General features: G+C 47.0%; 34 protein-coding genes. 14 read left to right on the forward strand and 20 right to left on the reverse strand.

Going from position 1 to position 23,686, the window contains the following annotated elements; all coding sequences use genetic code 11:
- Nucleotides 1–157: 157 nt before the first annotated feature.
- From KJS63_RS12625 to KJS63_RS12640, 4 genes are read right to left on the reverse strand one after another with little or no spacing between them, the layout of a single operon-like run.
- The gene (locus tag KJS63_RS12625; RefSeq protein WP_213619449.1) at nucleotides 158–916 is read right to left on the reverse strand and encodes a hypothetical protein; all 759 of its coding nucleotides are present in this window, start codon (nucleotides 914–916) and stop codon (nucleotides 158–160) included.
- Nucleotides 913–2,352: a sensor histidine kinase gene (locus KJS63_RS12630; RefSeq protein ID WP_213619450.1), complete on the reverse strand. Its 1,440-nt coding sequence runs from the start codon at nucleotides 2,350–2,352 to the stop codon at nucleotides 913–915. The genes KJS63_RS12625 and KJS63_RS12630 overlap by 4 nt, the downstream gene beginning before the upstream one ends.
- A 4-nt stretch (nucleotides 2,353–2,356) precedes the next feature.
- On the reverse strand, nucleotides 2,357–3,013 hold the full coding sequence (locus KJS63_RS12635; RefSeq protein ID WP_213619451.1) for a response regulator transcription factor: 657 nt from the start codon (nucleotides 3,011–3,013) through the stop codon (nucleotides 2,357–2,359).
- Nucleotides 3,006–3,164, reverse strand: a complete 159-nt coding sequence (locus KJS63_RS12640; protein WP_213619452.1) for a hypothetical protein — start codon at nucleotides 3,162–3,164, stop codon at nucleotides 3,006–3,008. The genes KJS63_RS12635 and KJS63_RS12640 overlap by 8 nt, the downstream gene beginning before the upstream one ends.
- 212 nt (nucleotides 3,165–3,376) lie before the next feature.
- Here KJS63_RS12640 and KJS63_RS26575 point away from each other — a divergent pair, with 212 nt between their 5' ends.
- Nucleotides 3,377–3,568: an ATP-binding protein DrrA1-3 family domain-containing protein gene (locus tag KJS63_RS26575; RefSeq protein WP_213619598.1), complete on the forward strand. Its 192-nt coding sequence runs from the start codon at nucleotides 3,377–3,379 to the stop codon at nucleotides 3,566–3,568.
- A 154-nt stretch (nucleotides 3,569–3,722) separates the two neighbouring features.
- Here the strand turns inward: KJS63_RS26575 and KJS63_RS12650 are convergent, their stop codons facing one another.
- The 3 genes from KJS63_RS12650 to KJS63_RS12660 all read right to left on the reverse strand — a co-directional run bounded on the left by KJS63_RS12650 (nucleotide 3,723) and on the right by KJS63_RS12660 (nucleotide 5,775).
- Nucleotides 3,723–4,232 (reverse strand): GNAT family N-acetyltransferase, encoded by a 510-nt coding sequence (locus KJS63_RS12650; RefSeq protein WP_213619453.1) that lies wholly within the window; start codon nucleotides 4,230–4,232, stop codon nucleotides 3,723–3,725.
- A gap of 66 nt (nucleotides 4,233–4,298) precedes the next feature.
- Nucleotides 4,299–4,829 (reverse strand): hypothetical protein, encoded by a 531-nt coding sequence (locus KJS63_RS12655; RefSeq protein ID WP_213619454.1) that lies wholly within the window; start codon nucleotides 4,827–4,829, stop codon nucleotides 4,299–4,301.
- 364 nt (nucleotides 4,830–5,193) lie between these two features.
- The gene (locus KJS63_RS12660; protein ID WP_244862587.1) at nucleotides 5,194–5,775 is read right to left on the reverse strand and encodes a TetR family transcriptional regulator; all 582 of its coding nucleotides are present in this window, start codon (nucleotides 5,773–5,775) and stop codon (nucleotides 5,194–5,196) included.
- Nucleotides 5,776–5,909: 134 nt separating this feature from the next.
- Between KJS63_RS12660 and KJS63_RS12665 the strand changes: the two genes are divergently transcribed.
- The 3 genes from KJS63_RS12665 to KJS63_RS12675 all read left to right on the forward strand — a co-directional run bounded on the left by KJS63_RS12665 (nucleotide 5,910) and on the right by KJS63_RS12675 (nucleotide 8,379).
- Nucleotides 5,910–6,752: an SDR family oxidoreductase gene (locus tag KJS63_RS12665; protein ID WP_213619455.1), complete on the forward strand. Its 843-nt coding sequence runs from the start codon at nucleotides 5,910–5,912 to the stop codon at nucleotides 6,750–6,752.
- A 298-nt stretch (nucleotides 6,753–7,050) separates the two neighbouring features.
- Nucleotides 7,051–7,443 carry a nuclear transport factor 2 family protein gene (locus KJS63_RS12670; protein ID WP_213619456.1) on the forward strand — a complete coding sequence of 131 codons (393 nt, stop codon included), beginning with the start codon at nucleotides 7,051–7,053 and terminating at the stop codon, nucleotides 7,441–7,443.
- A gap of 45 nt (nucleotides 7,444–7,488) precedes the next feature.
- Nucleotides 7,489–8,379, forward strand: a complete 891-nt coding sequence (locus KJS63_RS12675; protein WP_213619457.1) for an NmrA family NAD(P)-binding protein — start codon at nucleotides 7,489–7,491, stop codon at nucleotides 8,377–8,379.
- Nucleotides 8,380–8,443: 64 nt separating this feature from the next.
- Here the strand turns inward: KJS63_RS12675 and KJS63_RS12680 are convergent, their stop codons facing one another.
- Both KJS63_RS12680 and KJS63_RS12685 read right to left on the reverse strand, forming a co-directional pair.
- On the reverse strand, nucleotides 8,444–9,058 hold the full coding sequence (locus KJS63_RS12680) for a TetR/AcrR family transcriptional regulator (RefSeq protein WP_213619458.1): 615 nt from the start codon (nucleotides 9,056–9,058) through the stop codon (nucleotides 8,444–8,446).
- Between the two features lie 99 nt (nucleotides 9,059–9,157).
- On the reverse strand, nucleotides 9,158–9,613 hold the full coding sequence (locus KJS63_RS12685; RefSeq protein ID WP_068621446.1) for a MerR family transcriptional regulator: 456 nt from the start codon (nucleotides 9,611–9,613) through the stop codon (nucleotides 9,158–9,160).
- Nucleotides 9,614–9,790: 177 nt separating this feature from the next.
- Here KJS63_RS12685 and KJS63_RS12690 point away from each other — a divergent pair, with 177 nt between their 5' ends.
- Nucleotides 9,791–10,642, forward strand: a complete 852-nt coding sequence (locus KJS63_RS12690; protein ID WP_213619459.1) for an aldo/keto reductase — start codon at nucleotides 9,791–9,793, stop codon at nucleotides 10,640–10,642.
- Nucleotides 10,643–10,847: 205 nt separating this feature from the next.
- Here the strand turns inward: KJS63_RS12690 and KJS63_RS12695 are convergent, their stop codons facing one another.
- The 4 genes from KJS63_RS12695 to KJS63_RS12710 all read right to left on the reverse strand — a co-directional run bounded on the left by KJS63_RS12695 (nucleotide 10,848) and on the right by KJS63_RS12710 (nucleotide 13,189).
- Nucleotides 10,848–10,988, reverse strand: a complete 141-nt coding sequence (locus KJS63_RS12695; RefSeq protein WP_213619460.1) for a hypothetical protein — start codon at nucleotides 10,986–10,988, stop codon at nucleotides 10,848–10,850.
- The gene (locus KJS63_RS12700; RefSeq protein WP_213619461.1) at nucleotides 10,985–11,416 is read right to left on the reverse strand and encodes an Imm26 family immunity protein; all 432 of its coding nucleotides are present in this window, start codon (nucleotides 11,414–11,416) and stop codon (nucleotides 10,985–10,987) included. Before KJS63_RS12700 ends, KJS63_RS12695 begins: the two co-directional genes overlap by 4 nt.
- An 89-nt stretch (nucleotides 11,417–11,505) precedes the next feature.
- A complete protein-coding gene (locus tag KJS63_RS12705) occupies nucleotides 11,506–12,693 on the reverse strand; it encodes a winged helix-turn-helix domain-containing protein (protein ID WP_213619462.1) in 1,188 nt (395 codons plus the stop codon).
- A gap of 28 nt (nucleotides 12,694–12,721) precedes the next feature.
- Entirely contained in the window at nucleotides 12,722–13,189 is a 468-nt protein-coding gene (locus KJS63_RS12710) for a DinB family protein (RefSeq protein ID WP_213619463.1), read from the reverse strand.
- A 312-nt stretch (nucleotides 13,190–13,501) separates the two neighbouring features.
- Here KJS63_RS12710 and KJS63_RS12715 point away from each other — a divergent pair, with 312 nt between their 5' ends.
- The 3 genes from KJS63_RS12715 (at nucleotide 13,502) to KJS63_RS12725 (ending at nucleotide 16,175) form a co-directional block, all read left to right on the forward strand.
- Complete coding sequence (locus KJS63_RS12715; protein ID WP_244862588.1) at nucleotides 13,502–14,497, forward strand: sensor histidine kinase; 996 nt, start codon at nucleotides 13,502–13,504, stop codon at nucleotides 14,495–14,497.
- Nucleotides 14,484–15,128, forward strand: a complete 645-nt coding sequence (locus tag KJS63_RS12720) for a response regulator (RefSeq protein ID WP_213619465.1) — start codon at nucleotides 14,484–14,486, stop codon at nucleotides 15,126–15,128. Before KJS63_RS12715 ends, KJS63_RS12720 begins: the two co-directional genes overlap by 14 nt.
- A 150-nt stretch (nucleotides 15,129–15,278) precedes the next feature.
- On the forward strand, nucleotides 15,279–16,175 hold the full coding sequence (locus KJS63_RS12725; protein WP_213619466.1) for a CPBP family intramembrane glutamic endopeptidase: 897 nt from the start codon (nucleotides 15,279–15,281) through the stop codon (nucleotides 16,173–16,175).
- Between the two features lie 155 nt (nucleotides 16,176–16,330).
- Here the strand turns inward: KJS63_RS12725 and KJS63_RS12730 are convergent, their stop codons facing one another.
- The 4 genes from KJS63_RS12730 to KJS63_RS12745 all read right to left on the reverse strand — a co-directional run bounded on the left by KJS63_RS12730 (nucleotide 16,331) and on the right by KJS63_RS12745 (nucleotide 19,017).
- On the reverse strand, nucleotides 16,331–17,014 hold the full coding sequence (locus KJS63_RS12730) for a DUF4241 domain-containing protein (RefSeq protein ID WP_244862589.1): 684 nt from the start codon (nucleotides 17,012–17,014) through the stop codon (nucleotides 16,331–16,333).
- 195 nt (nucleotides 17,015–17,209) lie between these two features.
- On the reverse strand, nucleotides 17,210–17,662 hold the full coding sequence (locus KJS63_RS12735; RefSeq protein WP_213619467.1) for a MarR family winged helix-turn-helix transcriptional regulator: 453 nt from the start codon (nucleotides 17,660–17,662) through the stop codon (nucleotides 17,210–17,212).
- 63 nt (nucleotides 17,663–17,725) lie between these two features.
- Nucleotides 17,726–18,625 carry a DUF4261 domain-containing protein gene (locus KJS63_RS12740; protein ID WP_244862590.1) on the reverse strand — a complete coding sequence of 300 codons (900 nt, stop codon included), beginning with the start codon at nucleotides 18,623–18,625 and terminating at the stop codon, nucleotides 17,726–17,728.
- 26 nt (nucleotides 18,626–18,651) lie between these two features.
- Nucleotides 18,652–19,017, reverse strand: coding sequence for a helix-turn-helix domain-containing protein (locus tag KJS63_RS12745; protein WP_244862591.1), 366 nt, complete (start codon nucleotides 19,015–19,017; stop codon nucleotides 18,652–18,654).
- Between the two features lie 115 nt (nucleotides 19,018–19,132).
- Here KJS63_RS12745 and KJS63_RS12750 point away from each other — a divergent pair, with 115 nt between their 5' ends.
- Complete coding sequence (locus KJS63_RS12750) at nucleotides 19,133–19,783, forward strand: nitroreductase family protein (protein WP_213619468.1); 651 nt, start codon at nucleotides 19,133–19,135, stop codon at nucleotides 19,781–19,783.
- Nucleotides 19,784–20,060: 277 nt separating this feature from the next.
- On the opposite strand, the gene KJS63_RS12755 is transcribed toward KJS63_RS12750, so the two are convergent.
- The gene (locus tag KJS63_RS12755) at nucleotides 20,061–20,342 is read right to left on the reverse strand and encodes a hypothetical protein (protein ID WP_213619469.1); all 282 of its coding nucleotides are present in this window, start codon (nucleotides 20,340–20,342) and stop codon (nucleotides 20,061–20,063) included.
- Between the two features lie 182 nt (nucleotides 20,343–20,524).
- Here KJS63_RS12755 and KJS63_RS12760 point away from each other — a divergent pair, with 182 nt between their 5' ends.
- The 5 genes from KJS63_RS12760 to KJS63_RS12780 are packed head-to-tail and all read left to right on the forward strand — an operon-like array spanning nucleotide 20,525 to nucleotide 22,836.
- Nucleotides 20,525–20,767, forward strand: coding sequence for a spore gernimation protein GerQ (locus tag KJS63_RS12760; RefSeq protein WP_213619470.1), 243 nt, complete (start codon nucleotides 20,525–20,527; stop codon nucleotides 20,765–20,767).
- A gap of 12 nt (nucleotides 20,768–20,779) precedes the next feature.
- A complete protein-coding gene (locus tag KJS63_RS12765; protein WP_149033260.1) occupies nucleotides 20,780–21,166 on the forward strand; it encodes a spore coat protein in 387 nt (128 codons plus the stop codon).
- The gene (locus tag KJS63_RS12770) at nucleotides 21,163–22,299 is read left to right on the forward strand and encodes a zinc-dependent alcohol dehydrogenase (protein ID WP_213619471.1); all 1,137 of its coding nucleotides are present in this window, start codon (nucleotides 21,163–21,165) and stop codon (nucleotides 22,297–22,299) included. Before KJS63_RS12765 ends, KJS63_RS12770 begins: the two co-directional genes overlap by 4 nt.
- 25 nt (nucleotides 22,300–22,324) lie before the next feature.
- Nucleotides 22,325–22,525, forward strand: a complete 201-nt coding sequence (locus KJS63_RS12775) for a hypothetical protein (protein WP_213619472.1) — start codon at nucleotides 22,325–22,327, stop codon at nucleotides 22,523–22,525.
- A 14-nt stretch (nucleotides 22,526–22,539) separates the two neighbouring features.
- Nucleotides 22,540–22,836: a spore coat protein gene (locus tag KJS63_RS12780; protein WP_213619473.1), complete on the forward strand. Its 297-nt coding sequence runs from the start codon at nucleotides 22,540–22,542 to the stop codon at nucleotides 22,834–22,836.
- A gap of 191 nt (nucleotides 22,837–23,027) precedes the next feature.
- Here KJS63_RS12780 and KJS63_RS12785 read toward each other — a convergent pair whose 3' ends face one another.
- Together KJS63_RS12785 and KJS63_RS12790 are read right to left on the reverse strand one after the other, a co-directional pair.
- Complete coding sequence (locus KJS63_RS12785) at nucleotides 23,028–23,444, reverse strand: DUF2178 domain-containing protein (protein ID WP_213619474.1); 417 nt, start codon at nucleotides 23,442–23,444, stop codon at nucleotides 23,028–23,030.
- On the reverse strand, nucleotides 23,441–23,644 hold the full coding sequence (locus tag KJS63_RS12790) for a helix-turn-helix transcriptional regulator (protein ID WP_068621482.1): 204 nt from the start codon (nucleotides 23,642–23,644) through the stop codon (nucleotides 23,441–23,443). Before KJS63_RS12790 ends, KJS63_RS12785 begins: the two co-directional genes overlap by 4 nt.
- Nucleotides 23,645–23,686 lie beyond the last annotated feature (42 nt).

Here is a 23,686-nt window from a genome sequence, read left to right on the forward strand (position 1 = left end):
GGAGATATATAAGGAGTTAGATCGACTTGTATTGAAGTTGTAAATAATTTAAAAAAAAGAACCCTCAGGGATGACTTGTTCCCTGACGATCCTTGTTTGCGCGGCTACAAAACCGCAGGTGTGCTCTTGCAGCACTGGGTTAGGCGGGTAGATCTTCTTAGAGCCTGGAATAATAACTAAGCAGCGCCATGACGTCCTTACTGAACCCGACAACTTCATTTTGTCTCAAATTGACCGCAACAGCGTATTTTAACTTATCGCTATCCTTGCTCATGTAATACAATTCCGCAATACCGCCCGAGCGGGTTATGCTCTCGTTCAGCGATAGATCGGACAACGGATAGCTCCCTTTATCCTGAATAAACTTTATTGCAAGAGAGGTGATTTTGTCCTTTCCATATTTCAACAATAGATCATCTTCCTCTCTAGTGCTGGCGAAATTCTGCAACTTTCCTGCCCTAGCAACTTTAATGACGTCGCCGTCCCTCGCATTCAGCACGATATCATAGACTTCATCAGGATCGGTCAATTTGGTCAGAGTCGTGTAATACAAGCCCCCAGAGTATGGAGCAAACTCGGTTTGATCGTTTAGTCTTAGTTCTGGTTTCACTTTCGGAGCATATTCCGCCTCACTTAGTAAATCTTTAAACTTGGTCTGATCAATAACCACTAACTCGAATTGAAACTCGTCCATCGTCGAATTCTTATTGAAGTACTTATTTACCGCATTTAGACTGAGTGTCTTCACTACATCCCGGGACAGAATGCCCTCATATTCCACCTCATTGGTCTCGTTCACTCTAGTTATTTGTTTTACCATGACTGTCTCCTTCGGTATCGTATCGAAAACACCTTGGCAGCCCGTCCCCAGAATCATGAACGAAACCCATATGATAATTAAAATAAGCTTGTTCATTCCTTTATCCCGCCTTTCGGATGGGTAGGCGCGAATACGACTTCTACCTTCGTGCCTTGGCTTTCACCACTGGTTACCCGGATGATGGCATTGTGGACGCTCGCTACATTTTGACATATTGCCAGGCCGAGACCTGCCCCTTTACCGCTGCTTGTCCTGGATTTATCCACCATGTAAAAAGGTTCAAAAATTTTATCCTGATGTTCCTTCGCGATCCCGATGCCCTGATCTATCACTTCAAGAATGCAATGCCCGCCGTGCCATGTGATCCGCAGCGTAATGGTCATCTGTTCTTCCGAAGCTTTGAGCGCATTGTCCACCAGATTGAAGATCAGAACTTTGATCAAATCCTTCTCCAATCTCAGCTCGCCCGGTTCGCACTCCGTAACAATAGTCACCTGCTTTTCTTTGGCCAGCATGTCCAGCGCAGGCTTAATTTCAGCTATAACCGCTCCCAAATCGTGCAGCTCCATCTCGAAATTATCCTCTTGCAACACAATCAAGTTCATCAGCTTCAATGACAACATCTCTAATCGCTTGCCTTCTGAATAAATCACATTCAGACCATCCAGGAACGTTTCCTCATCGTATTTGGTTGTCCTCATAAAATTTGCATAGGCGATAATCGAAGTCAGCGGTGTTTTTAACTCATGCGTAAAATTATTGATAAACCGCTGTTTTTCTTGATTGTTCCGCTCAAGTTCAGTGATTGTGTCCTCCACAACAGCGGCCATATTGTTAAAATTGTGGGCCAGCACGCCGATTTCGTCCTTTGATTTTAACTGGACTCGTTCAGAGAAATTCCCCTGTGCAATGACCTTAGCTGTTCGACCCAGCCGATCAATCGATCTCGTCAGTCCCCGGCTTACAAAAAACATGATCAGCATATAGAGGAAACAGGCAGCCACATCCACTTGTACAAAGAACTGATATTGATCCACACGCTCCTGATACAAAGAGGTGACATCTACCATATAGGTAAATAGATAGCTTGTATGATTAATATTCACAATGTTCGAGGTGAACAGGATCGTTCGCTCATCGATATCCCGCAAAATATAATTGATTTCATCCGCACCCAGGTTATCCAGTTCCTTACGCTGTGCCGGCATCTGGAAATCGGCATTACTGAAAACCGCCCGATTCGTCTCATCCCTGATATCCAAATAAGCACGCTGTTCGGTGTTCGTGCCAACAAATCCATTGGCGATTCTCGTTAATACCGTTTTCTCGTAATCGATTGAATCGTAGATGCGAAGGATTGGCACAATCGCGTTGACACTGGAATGAATGCTCATATTCTGGCTTATCGCGCTATTGATCTCCTGTTCAAGCATTCTATTGTGGCTGCGCTCGATAACTATAATAGAAGCTGCGTTAAAGACAATGACAAAGACCAGAACCGAGAAGACATAAATTTTTTGCCAAAATTTCATCCCCTTAATCCTCTAGACGATAGCCGAGTTTATAAATGGTCTTGATATGATCCTGCAGCTCTAGTTTTTTACGCAGTGATTTAATATGCATATCGACTGTTCTTGTTTCTCCATAATAGTCGCCACTCCATACTTTATCGATGAACTGTTCTCTTGATAAGGCAATGTTCTTGTTTTTCAGCAGAACGACAAGCAAATCATATTCCTTCGGCGTTAGCTCTACAACTTCCCCCTGTTTGGTTACTTCACGTTTGTCCAGATCAACAAGGAGGGTTTGAAATGCCATTACCCGTTCTTCTTTGCCATATCTCCTCAGTACCGTCTCTATACGAGCCAGCAGCTCAATCGCTTCGAAAGGCTTGACCATGTAATCATCAGCCCCCAGCCTCAACCCGTCCACTTTATCATAAACCGAGTTTTTCGCCGTCAAAAAAATAACTGGGATACGATAAGGTCTGATTCGTTCCATTAGCGCAAAACCGTCCAGTTTCGGAATCATAACATCCAGTAGAATAAGGTCGAACTTCTCCCGCTCTATCAACTCCAGCGCCGCCAAGCCGTCATAGACCTCGGTCGTCTCGTAGTTCACAACATTGAGATTCATTTTAATGATTTTGGAAATATGAACATCATCTTCAACTATCAAAATCTTTTTATTCATCCCCTGAATCTCCTAACACGAATAATGGGTATAAATGGTTAGATGCTCCATCTATAATAGCACCTTGTGGGAAATAATCTATCCCTTTATATACGACAATATATCGGCTATTTGCCACAGTACCCGGTTTTTTCCCTTGGATGAATGCCATTGAATACCTCGTGTTTACGGGTCAGCTTTCTGGACTGTCTAAGACCAAGGCATCGACGCGTGCTGATGAGTTACTTGAACTCTTAGGAATTGCTGATGCTAAAAAACGCAAGATCGGGGGTACTCAGGGGGGACGAAACAGCGTCTTGGCATCGCCCAGACACTGCTTCATGAACCAAAATTGCTGAAAATCTGAGTGCATGGGCCTGAAGCATTGAACAATGGAATGTAGTCTCCAAAGTCAACTCGAATCATAAGAATACGATTGAAATTTATGTAAAGAATGCCGCAGAGGCAAGAAAACAGCTTTTAGTTGAAATTGCCGAAAGGCAGCTGCCCATTACGAGCTTCACAGTGGCACAAACCAGTCTTGAGGACCTGTTCATGGAGGTGGTGGGAGAATGAGAGGGTGGTTCGTTCTTTTTCTCACTTCCGTCATTCTTACAATCCTTTTCCTAGTTCTCGCGACCACCCGTAAACTAAAACTTTAACTGCTGGGATAACCTGTTTCGGAGGATACACGGCTACTCTAAAAAAATGCAGCCAATCTCCGCCCTTTTCAAGAGAGCTTCAGATATTGAAGCAGCTGTCCGAAATCCGCGGAATAGACATTTTCAGTTCCATGATAGCCTTCTCTTTGTCCAATAACGCGGGAAAACTTCGCGTACAGCCGATTTAGATAAGTGTTGTCGATCTGAGCGCAAAATTGTAAATATTTAATGTTGGCATTCTCTGCGACGATTTGTTGTACCATATAGCGGAATCCCTGAATAAAGACGCGGCTGCTGCGATAGGAGGGGTGGACAATGACAGAGTTAACAAAAACGATTTCACCTTCGGGATCACACTCATTCTCAGTGTTGAGATAACGATAATGCCCCCAACCTATCATGGCCCCCGTCTTGTCCGTTATTAATATAATGCAGGAGTTCGGGATAGACTCCAACACATGTACAAGTGCATCCGCAAGTGAGAATTGGCGGTTAAAATCTTGTCGGTTGCGGATAAAATATAAAGTAAACTGCGCATAATCCTCATCATTTTGGCAATTCCGGTAATGGGCAAGCATAAACCGCCCCACCTCCTAATCGTTCATATAAGCTTAGTGATCCCGGGGATCACAACACAGCAAGCACTACGAAGTGAAATAGATTTCATGTCTAAACTTCATTGCGTAGGCTTGCCATTCCTTGAATTTGGCATGATATTCATCAATCTCACCATGCGCTGTATCCCAAGTCGCTGTTTTCTCTGCAAGCTTGGCTAGAAGTCCTTGCAGCCGGAGATGGGCCGGGACCCAAAAACGAAGCTCGACAATAGGCTCAGGTAGTTGTGATATATATTGCACCAGGAATTGCAAGCTTTCTAGGAACAGCCTGCTTCGGCGATACGTTTCAACAAGGAACACAATCTGGATTTGCGCCACATGCGTATCCTTGTAGTGGTTCTCCGCTGTTCCGCAAATGTAACCAATCGCTCCGACAACCTCATCCTCATCGTTAAAACACAAGATAGCTTCTTTTTGCAATAGAACGGAGCTTGCCAGGAAACTCAGTGAGGTGGAGAAGGGATAAGGCAGATTTAGTTCATTGTAATGTTCCAATAGAAATATCATGTATTTATCCTGATAGCTCTCTGAACTGCAGACTTGAAAGTAATAGCTCATCTGATGAATTCCAACTCCTTGTATTATGTAGATCTGCTCTCCCACAAGAAAAAGCTGCCCCGAAAGTCCAGAGACTTAGGTGCAGCTCTTCCCATACCGAATGCTTATTTCGCAGGTGCTGTTCTCACTTGCTCGCTTCTCACAAGTAGGTTCACTACAATTTGAAACGGCTTTCTGCCGCCTCTGTCATACAGTCCGGTTCTTGGTGGATACATATATGTCACCCTCTCCTCTTCATATTCAGATATTCATTGCTTACTTCGACATTTTATTACGTTCCCGTCTACACATACATACCTACAAAGGGGTATCTTTCACGATTTGATTGATTTATAGGCTGTCTGTAACGGCAAGATTCCAGCAATCAACTCTGCAGTCCCTCGAGGGAAATCACCCTAACAGCTCTGAAAATAGCATCCCTTATCCTTTCAACATTTTCTGTGCTCTTTGGATCAAGCGATGGCCCAAAGGGGTTAGCCGCTGTCCAAGCCGTAGCGATCGTCATAATGGTTGTCAGAATAAATTCGGGAGGAAAGACCGAACCAACCCGCCCCGTGTTTTGTGCCTCAGTCAATGATTTAACCTTCTGGTCGTGAACTTGTCCGCGTTCCGCTGGACTATCCGCCTTTTGTTCCAGATTGAACCATGCCATGAGACGCATCAAATCAGGATGTGAGATGGCGAAGTCAAACACACGCACTGCGTAACCCGGAAGATCGTCGGGAGTAAAGGCTATTTCTTCATAGACGCGGGTAAGGTGCTTCTGCAGAATTGTAGTGAAGAGCGTCTCTTTATTTTCAAAGTAAATGTAAATCATGTTCTTATTGCATCCAGCATTTTTGGCTATGCGATCAACCCGGGCACCTGCAATGCCATAAGCAGAGAACTCCGCCATAGCTGCTTCCAAGATTCGTTCTCGAGTTGCTTCAGCATTCCTTGTAGTCAATGAGATCATCCTTTCGTGGAAAAGCACTTGCTCCATTAATATATCATTTGACAAACCAGTTAGATAGATGTAGGTTATAACTAACTAGTCAGTTACTTTATTGGCTATAATTTATCCGAAAGAAGGTTTTGGGGATGACCCAACGTACTTGGTTCATTACAGGAATAAGTAGCGGTTTTGGACGTCATATGACGGAGCAGCTGTTAGAACGCGGGGACCGTGTAGCTGGCACAGTCCGTAATATGGAGGTTATGAATGATCTCAAAGCCAAATTTGGCGACTTATTATGGATTGCAAAACTCGATCTTACCGATACTCCCGCTATTCGTCAGGTGGTAGACAACGCTTTTAACACTCTTGGACACATTGATGTCGTAGTTAACAACGCAGGATATGGCCTTTTTGGAGCAGCAGAGGAATTGACGGATGAGCAAATAAGCCATCAACTCGAAACAAACTTGATTGGTTCGATCCAAGTGACCCGCGCGGCCCTTCCTCATCTGAGGTTGCAAGGTCATGGGCGAATCATTCAGTTGTCCACTGTAGGTGGTCAAGTCGCGTTCCCTGGCGGTTCTTTGTATCATGCGAGCAAATGGGGAATTGAAGGCTTTGCCGAATCCGTCATGTATGAGGTTGCCCCTTTTAATATCAGCGTCACCATTGTAGAGCCGGGTAGCGCAAGCACGAACTTCCGGTACCGAAGCTCCACGCTTGCTCCAAAAATTGATGCTTATGAAGCCTCCCCTGCCTTCCATGCACGCCGTATTCTCGAAGAAGCCAAGGCACCCTCGCTGGGCGATCCCGCAAAAATGGCTGCCATCATCATCGAAAGTGTAGATCAAAATCCGGCACCTAAAAGAATCGTTCTGGGCAGCGACGCCTATTCAACGATCCACAAAGCGCTTACCGAGCGGCTGGCAGCACTGGAAGCTCAAAAAGATCTAGCCTTCTCAACCGACTCCCCTGCGAATACTTAAGAAAGTCATCAAGTTGGGCTTTAATGGAACAGGTGTAAGGCCCCATCTTACTTGCTAAAGCGAATCAGCTAAAATTAAAGCTGCGTAATTCGACAGCTAAAGAAGTCGGAAAACAAGTAAAGGACTGCTCTTATCCGGGCAGTCCTTTACTTGTCAGATGGCTTCAATATTACCAAATTTTTTTGACTGATTAGTCCGAATATATTTGACCGTTCAGTCCGGAAAGTGATATAGTGAGTTTAGTCCTTCCACCACTTGGATAAGACACCCATTCTCTGAAGAAAGCGAGGCAACTGAAATGAGTACCTTGTCTTACGAGCAAGCTAAGCAGCTCATTCAACTTTTCGCAGACCATTATATTCATAAGGATTATGCTGCATTTCTCGATTTGTTTGCTGACGATATCGTCTTCGAGTTTCCTTATGCCCAGGAACCCAACCCTAAACGTCTTGACGGGAAGGCGGCGCTGCAGCAGTATCTGGAGAAGTTGGGAAAAGTGCTAGAAATAAAGTCATTCACCACACCAGTTATTCATGTAGCAGCTGATGCGCCTGTATTCTTTGCTCAGTTCGAAGCAAGTGGCAAGAACATGGCCACAGGCAGGTCTTATGAACAAAGCTATATATCCGTAGTCGAAGTTCAAGATGGCAAGATTGTCCGCTATCAGGACTATTGGAATCCACTCGCATGAACTTGATACAGAACAAACATACATGAGAACTAAAGGAGTGACCGTATGCATACCGAAACAACAAGACATATTCTACTAACCGGAGGACAAGGTAAAACCTCCTCCCGCATTGCAGAGCTGCTGCACGGCCAGGGCTATCTGATTAAAAGAGCCGGGCGTAGTGTACCCAAGCCCGGGGATGAACAAGTCGGTGAACATGTCCCATTCGACTGGTTCGATGACTCCAACTATGATGACCTCCTGCAGGACGTCCATGCCGTATATCTGGTTGCCCCTGCGAGCATGCATCCTGAAGAAGTCATGATTCCTTTTATCCGCAAAGCACTTGACGCTTCAGTTAGGCGCTTCGTTCTGCTATCCAGTGCCTCAATTCCGGAGAGTGGCCCCATCTTCGGACCCGTTCACCGTTACCTGCGTGAGCATGCCCCGGAATGGGCCGTATTACGCCCATCCTATTTCATGCAGAATTTCACAGATGCCAGACACGGGCATGGGCATTCCTTGCGCCAAAGCGGGCACCTCTATACTGCAGCCGGAGACGGCAGGATAGGCTTTGTCGACGCAGATGATATTGCAGCTGTTGGCTTTCATGCCCTTACCGACAAGGAGCCCCACAACAGGGAGCTTATCATTACCGGTCCAGAATCCCTCACTTATGACGATGTGGCCGGAGTGATCCGCAGCGTTACCGGCCTGAACGCCAAGCATATTCGTGTTACACCGGAGCAGCTTACAGAGAGGCATAAGGCAGCCGGCTTGCCGGAGAGCTATGCCGAATACCTGGCCGGAATGGATGTCCGTATTCGCCTCGAAGGAATGGAAGATCAAGTAACGGACACGGTACTTCGTGTTACCGGGCGGGAGCCCCGTTCCCTGGAGCAATTCATTTTGGAGCATAAACATAGTTTCGACGTAATTAATCAAGAGGTACGCTAAGCTAAAAGGCTCTCCTGTCATCACCGTTTAAGATGACCCTAGGAGAGCCTTTTGGGGTTTACATTTAATTGAAATCTGCCGCTTTGCTGCCTTGCAACGTCCGAAAAACCAACAGGACCATCTGCAGAATGCCAAACAGCCTTGGCTCATCCATCCCCAGCTTGGCTGACGTGATCAAGGCGATCCGCTCATGCACTAGGAACCGGGCCAGGTCCCGGATATTCACCTCTGGGCCTACTTCCCCTTCCTGCACCGCGCGTTCCAGCATCGTGTAAAAGATCTGCTCCGACACTTCAGTATTCGCCTGCAGATAAGCCGCCAACTCTTCATGGTGAGGCGCCTGCTCGATAGCGCTGCTAATAATGAAGCACTGCAGACGCAGCTCAGAGTCTATAAGGACTTTAATGATTGTGGTGAATGCCTCTTCCACCTTGGCAATGACTGTTCCGGGACCCTCGCAATGCTCTCTTAACTCCTGATTCTTCTGTTCCATGTAATGCTTGACCGCTGCAAAAAACAACTCCCACTTCGTTCCGTACGTATCATATATGCTTTGGCGGGCGATACCCAGCCCAGTGATCAAATCCGGCAGTGAAGTGCCCTCATACCCACGGTTCCCGAAGACATTCATAGCTTTATACAGAATTTCATTCGTATCAAAGGCCTTCGTTCTTGCCATCATTAACACCCCTTTCTTCAGTTCTTCATATAAGCAATTATACTATAGCTTTGAGAACCTTATTTTTACGCAATAGGAATACCATTAGGTATTTCAACCTCAGGCATGTGACTTACGAACCGAGGACGAGTAGAATACGTCACTATGCATGTGCTGAATTTTGTCCCAGTGGGCGGGATTGGTTGTGTCTGGGGAGCGGTGCTCCAGAATAGCCTGATACAGGGCAGTTTTCTCCTCCAAATGGGCAATATGCCGTTTGGCTTCTTCGAGCTTAACGAGCGCCGCCTCTTTATGCTCCATCATGAGGGCGTAGCGCTGTGGAATGGTCGAATCCCCTTCAAGACATAAATCGACGTATATTTTAATGGCTTCAATTGGCATTCCAGATTGCTTGAGGCATTTGACGCCATGCAGCCAGTTGATCGATTCTTCATCGAACATCCGGATATTGTTCCCATTGCGCTGTACGCTCGGTACCAGACCTTTATCCGTATAAAAACGCACGGCGTGCTCGGTGAGTCCCGTGATCTGGGCAGCTTCTTTGACCGTATGCATTTAAAATCCTCCTTGGAAAAATAAAATTCTGAAGACCACTTGACTTCGTGTAACACGAAGGTTCTAAGCTGATTGTAATGCAAATTGGCCATAAACGAAAATCCCAGCTTCGTTGTGCCGATGCCCGGGATTCACGGCCGTTTGCCTCTATACATTTGAGCCATAGGAGGAATTAACATGCAAACCGTAACATTGAACAACGGAATAACAATGCCGATCATCGGCTTCGGTGTCTACCAGGTTCCCGATGCGGAAGAATGCGAGAACGCCGTATATGAAGCGTTGATGGCCGGTTACCGCTTGATCGACACTGCCTCAGGTTATCTGAACGAGGAAGCCGTCGGACGCGCGATTAAGCGCAGCGGCATACCGCGTGAGGAACTGTTCATCACGACCAAGCTCTGGGTTCAAGACGCAGGCTACGAGAGTGCCAAGCTGGCATTTGCCAAATCGCTGAAGAAGCTGCAGCTCGACTATCTCGATCTGTACCTTATTCACCAGCCGTTCGGCGATTACTACGGTGCTTGGCGTGCGATGGAAGAGCTGTACCGCGAAGGCACAATCAAGGCAATCGGGGTCAGCAACTTCCTGCCTGATCGTCTGATGGACCTCATCATGCATAACGAAATCGTACCCGCCGTCAACCAGATCGAAACGCACCCGTTCTACCAGCAGACGGAGAGCGCCGCTTTTATGAAAGAGCAGGGAGTTCTGCATCAGTCGTGGGCGCCGTTCGCTGAAGGACGGGGCAACCTGTTTGGCAACGAAGTGCTGGCCCTGATTGCAGAGAAACATAACAAGTCCATTGCCCAAGTCGTGCTTCGCTGGCTGGTCCAGCGTGGAGTCGTTGTCATTCCAAAATCGGTGCGCAAAGAACGGATCGTCGAAAACATCGACATTTTCGATTTTGAGCTCCACGCCGACGATATGGAACAAATTTCAACGCTTGATACGGGGGAAAGTCTCTTCTTATCTTACCGCGATCCGGAAGTCGCCAAGAGGATGGGCAGCTGGATAATCGACCTGTAAACCTCGGTCGACAGACAAACTCATTACGCGCTCATTCCCATCTATTAAGAAGAAAGGACAGGCTGGCATGCACTGGCCCCTGTCCTTTTTTCACATGAATTGATAGCGTTCTGAGAACTCCCATGAGACGAGCTGATTAAACCTGGTTGGATCTGAAAATATACGACTACATATCACGAAGCAATGAAGTATTGAATTCCGTTCTTCATAGGTAGCCGCTGCAAATGACAGGGCGGTACGCATAGATATGGTCGCCAAACTTTCCTACAGATTGATATCTACCTGTTTTCAGGCGAATGTACTCGTTGTATCTCAAGGTCATCACTCCATATGTATCAACTGTCATTGCTTCATCTCCGACAGACGCATCTGCACCAACTCATAACCGGCCACGCTGAGCGTATTGAACTTGCCATACTCATCCTGACTAAGATTCCGAATGTACTCATCCCCACGGTACAAATGTCCGGCGCACTGGAATACTTTTAGCTCTTCCTTATCGGGAGTCAAGGGGATATTGCCTACGAGTTTCCACGTTCCGTTTCGAAGATTTTCTGGAGAGGTAAAAATCACGCTGCTTTGCCGGCTTCCGAACCGGTACCTAATAAAGTCTCCATCCTCCACATTTATATCATCCATCTCTAGGCGCATTACACCGAACGAAAACGCCCTTTTGAAACGGCCTTTCAGCGCGCACACCACCTGGCATACAGCAAATCGTCCATCCTGCATGGGAATGATAAATATATCGCCTTCACGATATCCTTTTCTCATACGTACTTGCCCCCCCAAGGTTGATAGATCATTTATTCGAACCTGCCTACCCCAATTGACGCTCAATATAGCTTCGCACTAGATGTAAGTTAAATAGAACGTGAAATCGTCTCACACCCGTTGAATAACGCAAATCTTTGCAGACAGCTGTTCAAGGCTGTTTGCAATTGCTTTGTTTGCTTCACACCGTTCTCGTACCAGATGTTCTTAACAACGAGTGTTCCAGTCTTTCGCTCCGCGATGATTTCGGCTCGTCCAATGAAATTCTCTCCATACAATAGAGGCAGCACATAATAGCCAAATTTCCGTTTGATTGCGGGCGTGTAAATCTCCCAGGTGTAATCGAAGCCAAACAGTTCGTTGATCAGTTTTCTGTCCCATATTAAATTATCCAGAGGGGCAATCAGCTCGCATCGAGGCTTCGGCTCCGGATTTTGCAGGACGGCTTCAATAAGCGGCAAGTCCTCCGCGCGGCAGTACAGCGTATCCTTGATTTGTTCCACGGCAACAGCAACAATGCGAGCTTCGTCCAACAACTGGCGGAAAGCCTCGTTGCGCTGTGCTGCTTTCAACCCCCAGATATTCAGCCAGGCATCTGACGCACGATTCCATAAGAGACCCACCGCGCCGATCCGGCGCAGTACCCGCCACTTATGATGCTCTAGCTCATCCTCCAGCGGCTCGGGTGCATTCAGCAGGTTTGGCTGTATGTACTTCTTGGCTATATCGTAGTATTTGCGTGTTCCTTTTTTATGATGGATAATCAACTCACCCGTCGAATACATCTGTTCCAGCACCGACCGGGATGAATTGTTTCCACCGCTCCAGTGGATGGCCGATCGCCAAGAGAAATCCCCATCCAATTTTAAATCATCCGAACTTAGTGCACCATGATTTTGGATATGAGTCCGCACCTGCGCTGTCAACGCATCCATTTCGGGATAGCGCTTGGCATGCTGCCTTGCGGCTTGCCTGTATCGCTCAAAATATGGCCAGTCCTGGGCAGATATAATAGCCAGGTTCTTGTCGGGATAATCGACAAGGCTTCTATCCTCATACAGCAGATCGGCGAGCATTCCTTTGGTAAATCCCTTAATCCGCGACTGCAGCACCAGTTCGGCGTTCTTCCCGCAGACATCGATGGGATCGTATTGAATGCAGCCGACCTGCCGAGCGAAGTCCAATACGCCCTGCTTCCCACTAAATTTATATTCGCCAAGAAGTCCATGCTTCAACAACAGAAATTGCCGTGCTTGGCGGTTTGTTAATTGGATCATGTTCCACCTGCCTCTAGACATCTATTCATTATTGCATTTCTTTGGTTGGACCCATCACAGGCGGTACGGGTAAGCCTGCTTGACGTAACAGCACCATCATTTGGCCGCGGTGATGCGTTTGGTGGTCAATTAAGAAACGTAGTATCGCACCTTTTGTTGCAAGAGTCGCAATGCCTGTTTCTGTTAGCAAGTCCTTATCGGATAGCTTGGCTGCCTCTTCCTTGACCGCCTCTGCTGCTGTTTCGTAAGCCGCTACGATTTCTCCTGCTGTCGCTGGAACTGGCTCATCTTGACCCATCATGGGTACCATTAAACCTGCCAAATGACTAAAATAACCCTCCGTTTCTACTAAATGCCAGCCTAACCAACCCAGTGTACTATGCCCTTCCACAATACTTTGTTCTAACTTGTCATCTGTTACGGCTTGTAATACCTGCAATGTCCTTCTCGCGGCCACTTCCCAGTCCTTTAAAAAATCATCCACTTGTCGATACACCGAAGCTCCTCCTCTTTCATTTATGTCTCTTTTGATCATACAAAGTATTTACTCAAAAGAAAAGGGAAATACAAACATTTGTTCTCTTATATTTTCTACCCAAGTTTTTCAAATTTCCTGTATGATGATGCTATGAAAAAAATCTTATCTTTCATGGATTGGGGTATATTCGCTCTTCGTTTATACCATTATATTTTGCTGTTATCCCGGGTTATGGCAGTCAGCGAGTTTTCGAACCGAACGTTATTAAACGTGATCTGGTTGAGCTTAGCTCTTGTCGTCCCTTTGCTGTTCTGGTTTCCTGGGCGACGGATGAACAAAGTCTGGTTTTGCATACTGGAGCTATTGCTTGGCGGTTCTTATTATGTGAATTCTGTCATTCATCCGGATTTGACTTCAAAAGCGGACTATCTGCTGCCGAGTCTTGTCATGGGGTATTTATTGACTAAGCAAACCCTTTGGATCATTCCCTTGCTTGTTTTCATCCCCTTTTCCTTCCAGTCTTACTTAAGATTATCTTGGGAGCAAGCTCTAAGCATCGGAACAGACAATCTGCTGTTCTGCTTCATCGGGATATGGGCCAGCTCCGTCGCCAATGCGTATGACCAGAAAAATAAACTGGCAGCGGAAGTAGAGCAGCAAAATAGGCTGTTAACCCACTACACGGCCGAGATCGAAAAAATGACTTTGCTTGAAGAGCGCAACCGCATGTCCAAGGAGCTTCATGATACGCTAGGGCATTCCTTTATCTCACTCATCCTGAGCCTGGATGCCTCTATTGCGCTTATGGATAGCAAGCCTGCCGAGGCTAAAGATCGGTTAATTCGCTTAAGAGCATTGGCTGAGAAAAATCTGGACGAAATGAGAAACATCGTACATGAGATGGGGGAAGAAGAGGAATCCAGTCTGATCCGACAGATTGAATCCCTTGTGGCCCGTTTCCGGGAGCACACAGGTACAGCCCTGACCTTGAGTCTGCCGGAGGCAGAACGGCCCATACATTTTGAAGTACGGCAGGCGATTCTGCGGGTCATCCAGGAATCCTTCACAAATGCGCTAAAGCACGGAAATGCATCTCAGCTTCATCTGGAGCTTGAGTTTTCTGAGAGCAATCTGCAATTGTCGGTTCGAAATAACGGCAAACCGATCGACAAGCTCAACTATGGCTTCGGCTTGACCACGATGAAGCAGAGGGTTGAGCGGTTGGGAGGAAGCCTACACCTATCATCTGTGGAGGGAACTCCAGCGCTAACCGAAGTCCGATGCGAAATCCCGATAAAAGGAGTGATGCCGCATGGCGAAGATTAAAGTGCTGCTTGCCGATGATCAAGAATTAATTCTCGAAAGCTTACATATCGTGCTGTCCATGGAAGAGGATTTGGAAATTGTCGGTTTAGCCAAGAATGGGGAAGAAGCCGTAAAAGGCTGTGAGCAGTTTATGCCGGATATTGTGTTAATGGATGTGAACATGCCGGTCATGGACGGTGTTGCTGCAACAGCCCTGATTAAAGAGCGAATGCCTGCAATCAAAATCATCATGCTGACCTCCTATAAGGAAGTAGAGTATGTGCTATCGGCGTTAAGCTATGGAGCAGAAGGTTATCTGCTCAAAGCCATTCATCCCAGAGACCTGGCTGCAGGCATACGGGTGGTTCATGCGGGCGGGACTTTAATTTCGCAGGAAATGGCGAGCAAAATGATCAAGAACATAAACATGGTCACCCCTGCGAAAAATAATGAATTTGGGCTCACCGCCCGTGAAATAGAAGTGCTGCATAAGCTGGCTGCTGGCCTGCGTAATCAAGAAATTGCCGAGGTGCTGCATCTTAGTGAAGGGACGGTTAAAAATTATATCTCAACGATTTATTCGAAGCTTAATGTGAAAGGAAGGCGGGACGCCGCCCGCAAAGCCCGCGATTCGGGAATTACAAATCATTAAAAACCTGATCCCCCAAAGGCTGGCAACTTATTAGAGGTGCCGGCTTTTTTGAATATAGCCATAGACTAAACTATGACTAAAGCGCACTGTCTCTTTATGACTTTTTCAGCCTATACTCATAACATCAAACCACAGGAGAGGCGATAAGACATGAAGAAAACAAAACCTAGAAATAAAGGGCTGCTGCACAATAACAGGAAATTAAGCGCTTGGAGTTCATTTTGGCGCTTTCCAATCGTCTGGATGATTGCGGGGGCTATTGGGATTACTCTTGTAGATACGTTATTCCGGCAGCTGACAGAGCGAGTAGAGGGGACCGCCGTTTCCCTTGTTTTCACACTAGTAATGGGATCGCTGGCCATCTTGGTTTATAAGCTTACGCTCACATCCCTGGCCCGGCGGTCCACTCCGGAGATATCTAGACAGCACGCAGGGAAGCACGCGGTTCTGGGTGTACTAACCGGGACCCTCTTTATCACAGGGTCCGCCGTTATTATTATGGCTCTGGGAGGGTACTCCTTTCAGTGGGCAGGTTCTGCGGATACAAGTTCTGTTCTAATATCCTCCATTGAAACCTCCTTGGGAGCAGCCATTGTCGAGGAACTTATCTTTCGTGGACTTATGTTTCAAGCCATAGCTCAATTGGGGGGAAGAGCGCTCGCGCTTGGTGTGACCTCTCTATTCTTTGGAGCTGCCCATCTTGGAAATCCAGGGGCAACATTATGGAGCGCGTTCGCCATAGCCCTGGAAGCAGGTGTTCTGCTCGGAGCCGCCTTCTTGTGGCGGCGAAGCTTGTGGTTTACCATAGGGCTGCACTTTGCTTGGAATGCCATTGAAGGTTTGCTTGGCCTTCCTGTTTCTGGGCACTCTGCTGCCGGTCTCTTTACTGTAAAGGTGAACGGTGCCGCACTTCTCACCGGGGGCGACTTTGGACTTGAGGGCTCTATTGTTCCGGTTATAGCCAGTCTTCTGATCTCCATTCCTATGCTAATTGGTGCTGCAAGGAATCGAAGGGTTGAAGTTGGGGGCCTTCCTGTATCAAAGTAAACGGCAGGCCATTGGCTGACCAACAGGAAGCCTGCCTCCAGCGTATAGCTTACCTTTTGAGGAGTCCGAGAGGCCCTTTCTTAAGCGAAGCCCTTCCCCTGACAATAAAGCGGAAAGGGCTTTTGTCATGACGGTCGTTCTCCCGTTGAACTGGCTTACGAGTATGCCAATTGAATGTCAATGAACTGAACAACGATTTGGCAAATCTCTCCCGCTTGGTCGTATCCCCAATAAACCGGATAAGCGCCGTCACCAAAACCGGATTGAAACATGGGGATATGGTAATCGGTATCTGGAATCGTCCAGTTCAGCCAATCGCCGGCATCGCGCTGATACTGCGGATTTTCGCGGAAACTCTTGGCAAATAGGGCTGCAAAATAATCATCATAAAGATTGCCTTCCGGATGTTCTTGATGCCACCGGCTAGCAAAGTCGCAAAAAGCTAGGTGTGCCTGCTTATCGCAAATACATGCCAGACCGGCATCTACATTGAAGCCAAAAAACTCATCATCCTCCATCCCCAATATATCTTCATGTCCAATCAGAGCTTCCTCGAACCGGACGGCAGGAGCATCAGAAAATCGCAGACGAACAGCAGCATAACGGGCACAGTCCCCATCCTCGTCCGGCTTCACCACACAGACCTCAGTTGAGTAGGTTCCAACGGGCGCCGTTTGGAAATAAGGCTGCTCCTCCATATGCTCCAAATAACATAGCGGATCGCGGACAAGAATTTGGCCGGTAGGAATAGAGGTGGGACCGATATCTATAACCGCCAGCTGCTTGCCTGCAATTTCAGGCAAAACAAAATAGTCATTCAAATCTACAGGGCATTTCAATTTGTCACGCTGCTGCCCTCACTGGGACAGCCATTCACTTGTTGGTGCCATAGGCATTCATCTCCTGAAAGTAGATTTATATAAGTAGCGCACTGCATGAGCATGCCTACCATAGTACTACTTGAGGGCCACCGAAGAAATCGAGGCCTGAGCGAACTTGGTTCAACTCCCATCTCTCGATGGCTTAGAACGATGTTAATATTCACGCCTGTTGCCTTTCTTCACAAAGTCCCAGTCGATTTCGACATTTTTCCTCACTCGTTGAAGATAGTGAAGCAGCGTTTCCTTCTCCTCTTCACTAAGACCCGCTAATGCGACCTTATCGGTGTGATCCGCTTCTCTTTTGAGGAAGGAGTACGCCTCATCACCTTTTGTTGTGGTGAATAATCTTTTGATTCGTTTGTTAATTGTGTCGTCCCTTTTTTCAATAAAACCTTGCGATTCAAGCTTTTGTATCGCTCGTGACGTTGTCGTACGGTCCACTTTCAACATTTCAGCTAACTTTTCCTGAATAATCCCTTGATTTTCGTAGATTCGAACCAAGTAAAGATATTGGCCTTTTGTGAGCTCAATTTCCTTAAATTCCACATTGCTTATTGAGTCTAATGCCCTCGCTATCATGCCAACTTCTCGAAGGATTTCTCGCATTCTACCACCAACTTTCCCTGCACATTAACCCTATAACGCTAAAGGCCATCACCTCGGCCAATTTTACTCTCGTCCACCTGCCGCATACTCGCCTGGACAAACGTCCATCACTTCTCTGGAAGGCTGAATCAGCGCCATTTCGAACCTGCAAGGCCATTGCACGTCCGGTACCATCTCCCCGTTCAGCAAGCCGGCGATCGTCTCGCCGTCTTTCACCGGCACATCTGCTTCAAACAAATAGGCTGCGACAGCGAATGCATGCCGTGACACATCGTTCGGATCTAATGTATGAAAGTGGTATTGGACATCCGGAAGTCCAAGCGCAAAAAGGCCGAGCGAATCGACCAAGCTGTCTTCGGTCCCATGAATGGAAAAATAGCGGATATTCATGCCGAACTGCAAGAACCTCGCGGCTCCTTCGTACGGATTATCCGCAATTTCGGACGGATGCAGCAATTTCCCGCTCGATGGAATCCAGATCGCTTTACAGGTCGGGAACAGGCTTATGGCAGCCTCCAGCCAATCCGCCAGCAAGGCGCTGCGCGATTTATAGTCCAGCCCCGCCGCCATGAAGTCGCTAATCAGCAGCTTATAGCGGCATTTTTGCAGAACGTCCTCCGCATCCGGCATCGTCCAGAACTGGGTTCGCTCTAAGTCGGTAATCGTCTCCGGTTGAAAATCAGTAACGTCCGCCATCATCACCTGAGCCGGCAGCTCCCCCTCCTGGTAGGTTACTTTATAAGCCTCTACAGCAAACAACGACAAAACGTTATCTGCTGATACAGTATCCGTTTTTCCACATTGGGTTTCCAACACGTTTCGGATCGCTTCCGTATTCGGCCGTTCCGCCTTCTCCTCAAACAGCAGATACATTTGGAATAACCGCTGAAACTCACTTTTTTCATCTAAATTTTGCTTAAGCACGCGTTCGCTCTCCATTTCTCCCTCACCACTTTCGTTCATAATGCCGTTCCTCTCTACTAAGCACCTTAATATTTCCCAAACCCTTTTTCACATATAATATCTGACGTGAGAATGTCATACAGCTGTTGCTTGGATTCTTCTAATTTTTGTTGAGCGGCTTCAATCTCCGCAATTTTATCTTGGAGCAGGTTTACATGCTCACCCTTCGGTATTCCGTTCTTCGAGATCATGGACTGGATATCCCGGATCGTAAAGCCAACCGCCAAGCAATGTTTAACAACGTTCAAATGATGAATGATGTCTGAAGTATATACGCGGTAATTATTGTGATCCCTGATTACGTATTCATCCGTGATAATGCCAATTTGCTCATAATAACGGATCGTTGAAATCGGAAGATCAACACTTCTTGCTACTTCACTTATCTTCATAACCATCACCCCGTTTGTAGTGCTTGCTATAAAGTATACTTTATAGTTTACCATCTTGTTAGCCGTGATGAATAACATCATTGCCAAACTCAATCGATAAAGGAGCGAAACCTTCATGAGCATCCATACAGGCAACTACCACAAAACAAACGACTTTAACAAAATTGTTTTGGAACGTCGTTCCGTTAAAGTCTACGATCCCGAAGTAAAAATCAGCCGGGAGGAAATGAGCGAAATTTTGGCAGGAGCTTCCCGTGCCCCCTCTGCCATTAACATGCAGCCCTGGCGTTTCCTTGTTATTGACAGTGACGAAGGAAAAGAAAAACTTGCCCCACTAGCCTCCTTCAACCAGACACAAGTTTTGACATCTTCGGCTGTTATTGCAGTATTTTATGATGCTAACAATGTTGAATATATGGACGAGATTTTCAATAAATCGGTAGAACTTGGCTACATGCCGCAGGACATCAAGGACATGCAAGTGCAGCAGGCCAGGTCGTATTATGCAAGCCTGACTCCATCTGCCTTGCGCGACATCAACATGCTGGACTCTGGTCTTGTTTCGATGCAGCTGATGCTTGTAGCTCGTGCCCACGGATATGACACCAATCCAATGGCGGGTTATGACAAGGAACGAATCGCAGAGGTCTTTGGCATGGACAAAGAACGCTTCCAGCCGGTCATGCTGCTGTCGATTGGTAAAGCGAGTAAAGAAGGCTACCCATCCTACCGTTTACCAGTAGATATGATTACTAGATGGGCTTGATCGAATTTTTGGGGACAGATTCTGAGGGTAGATGTAGGGCAAAAAGAACGTCTGCATTTAAACGGCCAGCCCGTAATAAAATAAGAAGTACAAGAAAGAGGGAGGCCCGTTAAGGGTCTCCCTTTCGCCTGTCATGATTCACTTCATTGTTGACGGTGACTCTCCGTGACTATAGTAACTGCATCCCTCCGAGGTCAACGCAGGTCATGCGCCCATGCCGAGAGTATCGGCGTAAATTCGAAGAAAGAGAATCTCTTATACTACCAAAGCTATCGCTTTACTGCTGGTCCGGCAAGCCTAATGCGTTAGCTGAAGTTTGCGCTTGATCTAAAAACTCCTCTGCTCGGGTCAATTGCTGCCGGGCCGTTTCCAAAGCTTGTGAATTTGTTGCCGCATTAGATTTACTTATCGAGCTTACCGCCTGATTTAAAGCCGTTTGCGCCTCAGAAACCGCGTTAGATGCATGCTGCTCCAGCGTATTGCCGCTCGAGTTAAGTGTACCTTCTGCCGGTTTTCTTGCATTTTCGGTGGCTAGATCAATCTTGTTTTCATTGGGCAAGGTGAGTCCCCCTTCCTTGAGCAAAGATCAATAAATTAAACAGAAATAAGTATGCGGTTTAGATTTTGTTTATATGCTTACGACTGCATGGGAATATCCGGACCCACACAATCATTTTTAGTATAAGTTCCGATGAAGCCGGAGAATCTAACGTTGATGAAAAAGGAGGGAATAATTTCTCAATGAATACGCCTACGCTAGCACCGCACGAATCGATGGAACTGCATGAAGCATTAAACTTCAAAACGCTCTGCCTCGCCAAATCAAAACTTATGCAAGGCTTGGTCTTTGACCAAGAGCTAAAAGCGTTAATGCAGAAAGACGTAATTCAATCCACACAACAGATAACGGAGCTGCAAGCACTTTACGCAAGGGCTCCTTTCCAAGCACCTGTTCCGAATAATCCGACACCTATAACACATTAAAGGGGAACGCAAATGAATACCGATTATTTAGACCCGATTAATTCATTAAACATGCCGGAAATGGCAGACATGACTTTTGCAATGGACTTCCTTCTTCGTGCCAAGGAGGGGGTGCGAAATTTGTCCATCGCCCTGACGGAAACGGCTTCTCCAGATGTAAGAGCGCTGCTGCGCAATCATCTTAAGCAGGGGATTGCAATGCACCAAGAAGTCTCAGAGCTCATGATTCGCAAAAAATGGTTTCATCCTTACGAGCTGAACGAACAGTACCAACTCGACCAGCTTTCGGCGAAAAATACGGTGATGATCGGGCAGATGAATTTGTTCCCGGATGATACGTCACGTAAAGGGATGTTTGATCGAACCCCAGATGAACATATTGGAGGACATGAGGCATGAAGGCAGTAACGTATCAAGGGATTAAAAATGTCGTGGTCAAAGAAGTACCCGATCCAAAGATTGAGAAACCGGACGACATGATCATAAAGGTCACCAGTACCGCCATTTGCGGTTCAGACCTTCACCTGATTCACGGGATGATCCCTAACCTTCAGGAGAATTATGTCATCGGGCATGAACCGATGGGGATCGTAGAAGAAGTAGGTCCCGGCGTGACAAAGGTAAAGAAAGGCGACCGAGTAATCATCCCGTTTACCATCGCATGCGGAGAATGTTTTTTCTGTAAAAATCAGCTGGAAAGCCAATGTGACAAGTCAAACGAACACGGGGATATGGGAGCATATTTCGGTTACTCTGGAACGACCGGCGGATACCCTGGCGGGCAAGCCGAGTATTTACGAGTCCCATACGCAAATTTCACCCACTTCAAGATCCCCGAAAGCTGTGAACAACCGGACGAAAAGCTAGCCTTGATCGCCGATGCCATGACGACGGCATTCTGGAGTGTAGATAACGCAGGCGTAAAAAGTGGGGATACAGTCATCGTGCTCGGCTGCGGTCCGGTTGGACTTCTGGCCCAGAAGTTCTGTTGGCTCAAGGGAGCCAAGCGGGTCATCGCCGTTGACTATGTCGATTACCGCTTACAGCATGCGAAGCGGACGAACCATGTGGAAATCGTAAACTTTGAACAGGATAAGAATATCGGCAACCATCTCAAGGAAATGACCAAAGGCGGCGCCGATGTCGTGATTGATGCGGTAGGAATGGATGGCAAGATGAGCGATCTCGAATTTCTAGCCAGCGGTTTGAAACTTCAAGGCGGCACCATGAGCGCATTTATCATTGCGTCTCAGGCAGTCCGCAAAGGCGGCACCATTCAGGTCACTGGGGTATACGGCGGACGTTATAACGGATTCCCGCTCGGCGACATCATGCAGCGCAACGTGAATATTCGTTCCGGACAAGCTCCGGTCATTCATTACATGCCGTATATGTACGAGCTGGTTACTTCAGGCAAAGTAGATCCTGGCGACATTGTTACGCACGTCATTCCGCTCAGCGAGGCCAAGCGTGGTTATGAAGTGTTCGATACCAAAACCGACGATTGCATCAAAGTTGTCTTAAAGCCTTAACTATATAAATAGGAGGAAAATCCAAATGAATTCCAGTTACGCTTTGCATGAGATGCTCGAGGTTCATGAAATGGCTGCGTTCAAGACCGTTTGCAAGACTAAATCCCAAACCATGCAAGCTCTCGTAACCGATCCGGAGCTCATGCAAATTTTGCAGCAAGACGCCCAATTATCACAGCAGCAGCTTCAGGAGCTCAGTGGAGTGCTGTCTAAAGCCACCCAATAGGAAGGAGATACAACATGAACACAATATTAGAACACATGACAGGGCTTAATACATTGACTGACGACGTGATTGCAATGGATTTTTTGATGAACGCCAAGAGCGGAGTCAGAAACTACGCCATGGCTGTGACCGAGTGTGCCACCCCCGAAATTAAGCAAATTATGATGAAACAGCTCGACGAAGCTATAGACACTCATGAGAAGATAACAAACTACATGATGCAGCGGGGCCTATACCATCCCTACCATATTTCAGAGCAAATTCAGCTCGACCTGAAAAATATTCAGACCGCAGAGAACATGCCGTCCTGATACCATATTCGTTCCGACAAAACGCGCAAAACCATCATGGTTTAGGCGCGTTTTGATTTTAACTGATTTGTGATACGTTTCTCCGTATTACTGCTGTACGTTAATTGCCACTTCCAATCAGATGCTTCTCAACAATTTTGCATAATAGATCAGGGTGTCGTTACTCTTCATCGCTTTTCTTTTGTCCACCATCACATTTCCTTCTGATATTTATTCATGTAATATAGACCAATTGCTGTATAAGTCAGGAAAACGGCGACGACCACCAGCGTGACCCATAAGGGGGCCGAAATGATGATCGTTAAGTAAGCGATGCCCATAATGAGCCAATGGGTGATGTCGCCGGCTTTTGCCTTGGCCCGATAGCGGATCAGCGTGTTCCGCTCGTCCTTGAGTTCGATTTCCGTCCGCTCCGCGTACTCGGGGTGTTTGGATTCAAACCGATTCATGTAGATCTGAGCCACGCTCATGCCGACCAATCCCGCTCCAACTCCGATCAGCAGCCCGGAGACGGCCTTCGCCGCCTCATTCCGGAGCAGCAAGCTGGCCGCGATGCAGCAAATGCCCCCGATGAGCGCGGCAATATAAACTGGTGTCTTTCTTTTCACGATGATTCCTCCTCGTAAATGAAAATTTCCTCAATGCTCATCCCGAAGTAACGGGCAATTTTGAAGGCCAGGATGATGGACGGGTTGTACCGCCCATTCTCCAGCGAGCCGATTGTCTGCCGCGATACCTTGAGCGCCTCCGCCAGTTCTTCCTGCTTGATTCCGTGCCGTTTGCGTATTTCCTCCAGCCTGTTTTTCACAAATTCACCTCGATTGCTCGAAATGGAAAGTTAACTTTACAT

The sequence above is a fragment of the Paenibacillus sp. J22TS3 genome (assembly GCF_018403205.1).
GTDB lineage: Bacteria > Bacillota > Bacilli > Paenibacillales > Paenibacillaceae > Fontibacillus > Fontibacillus tuaregi.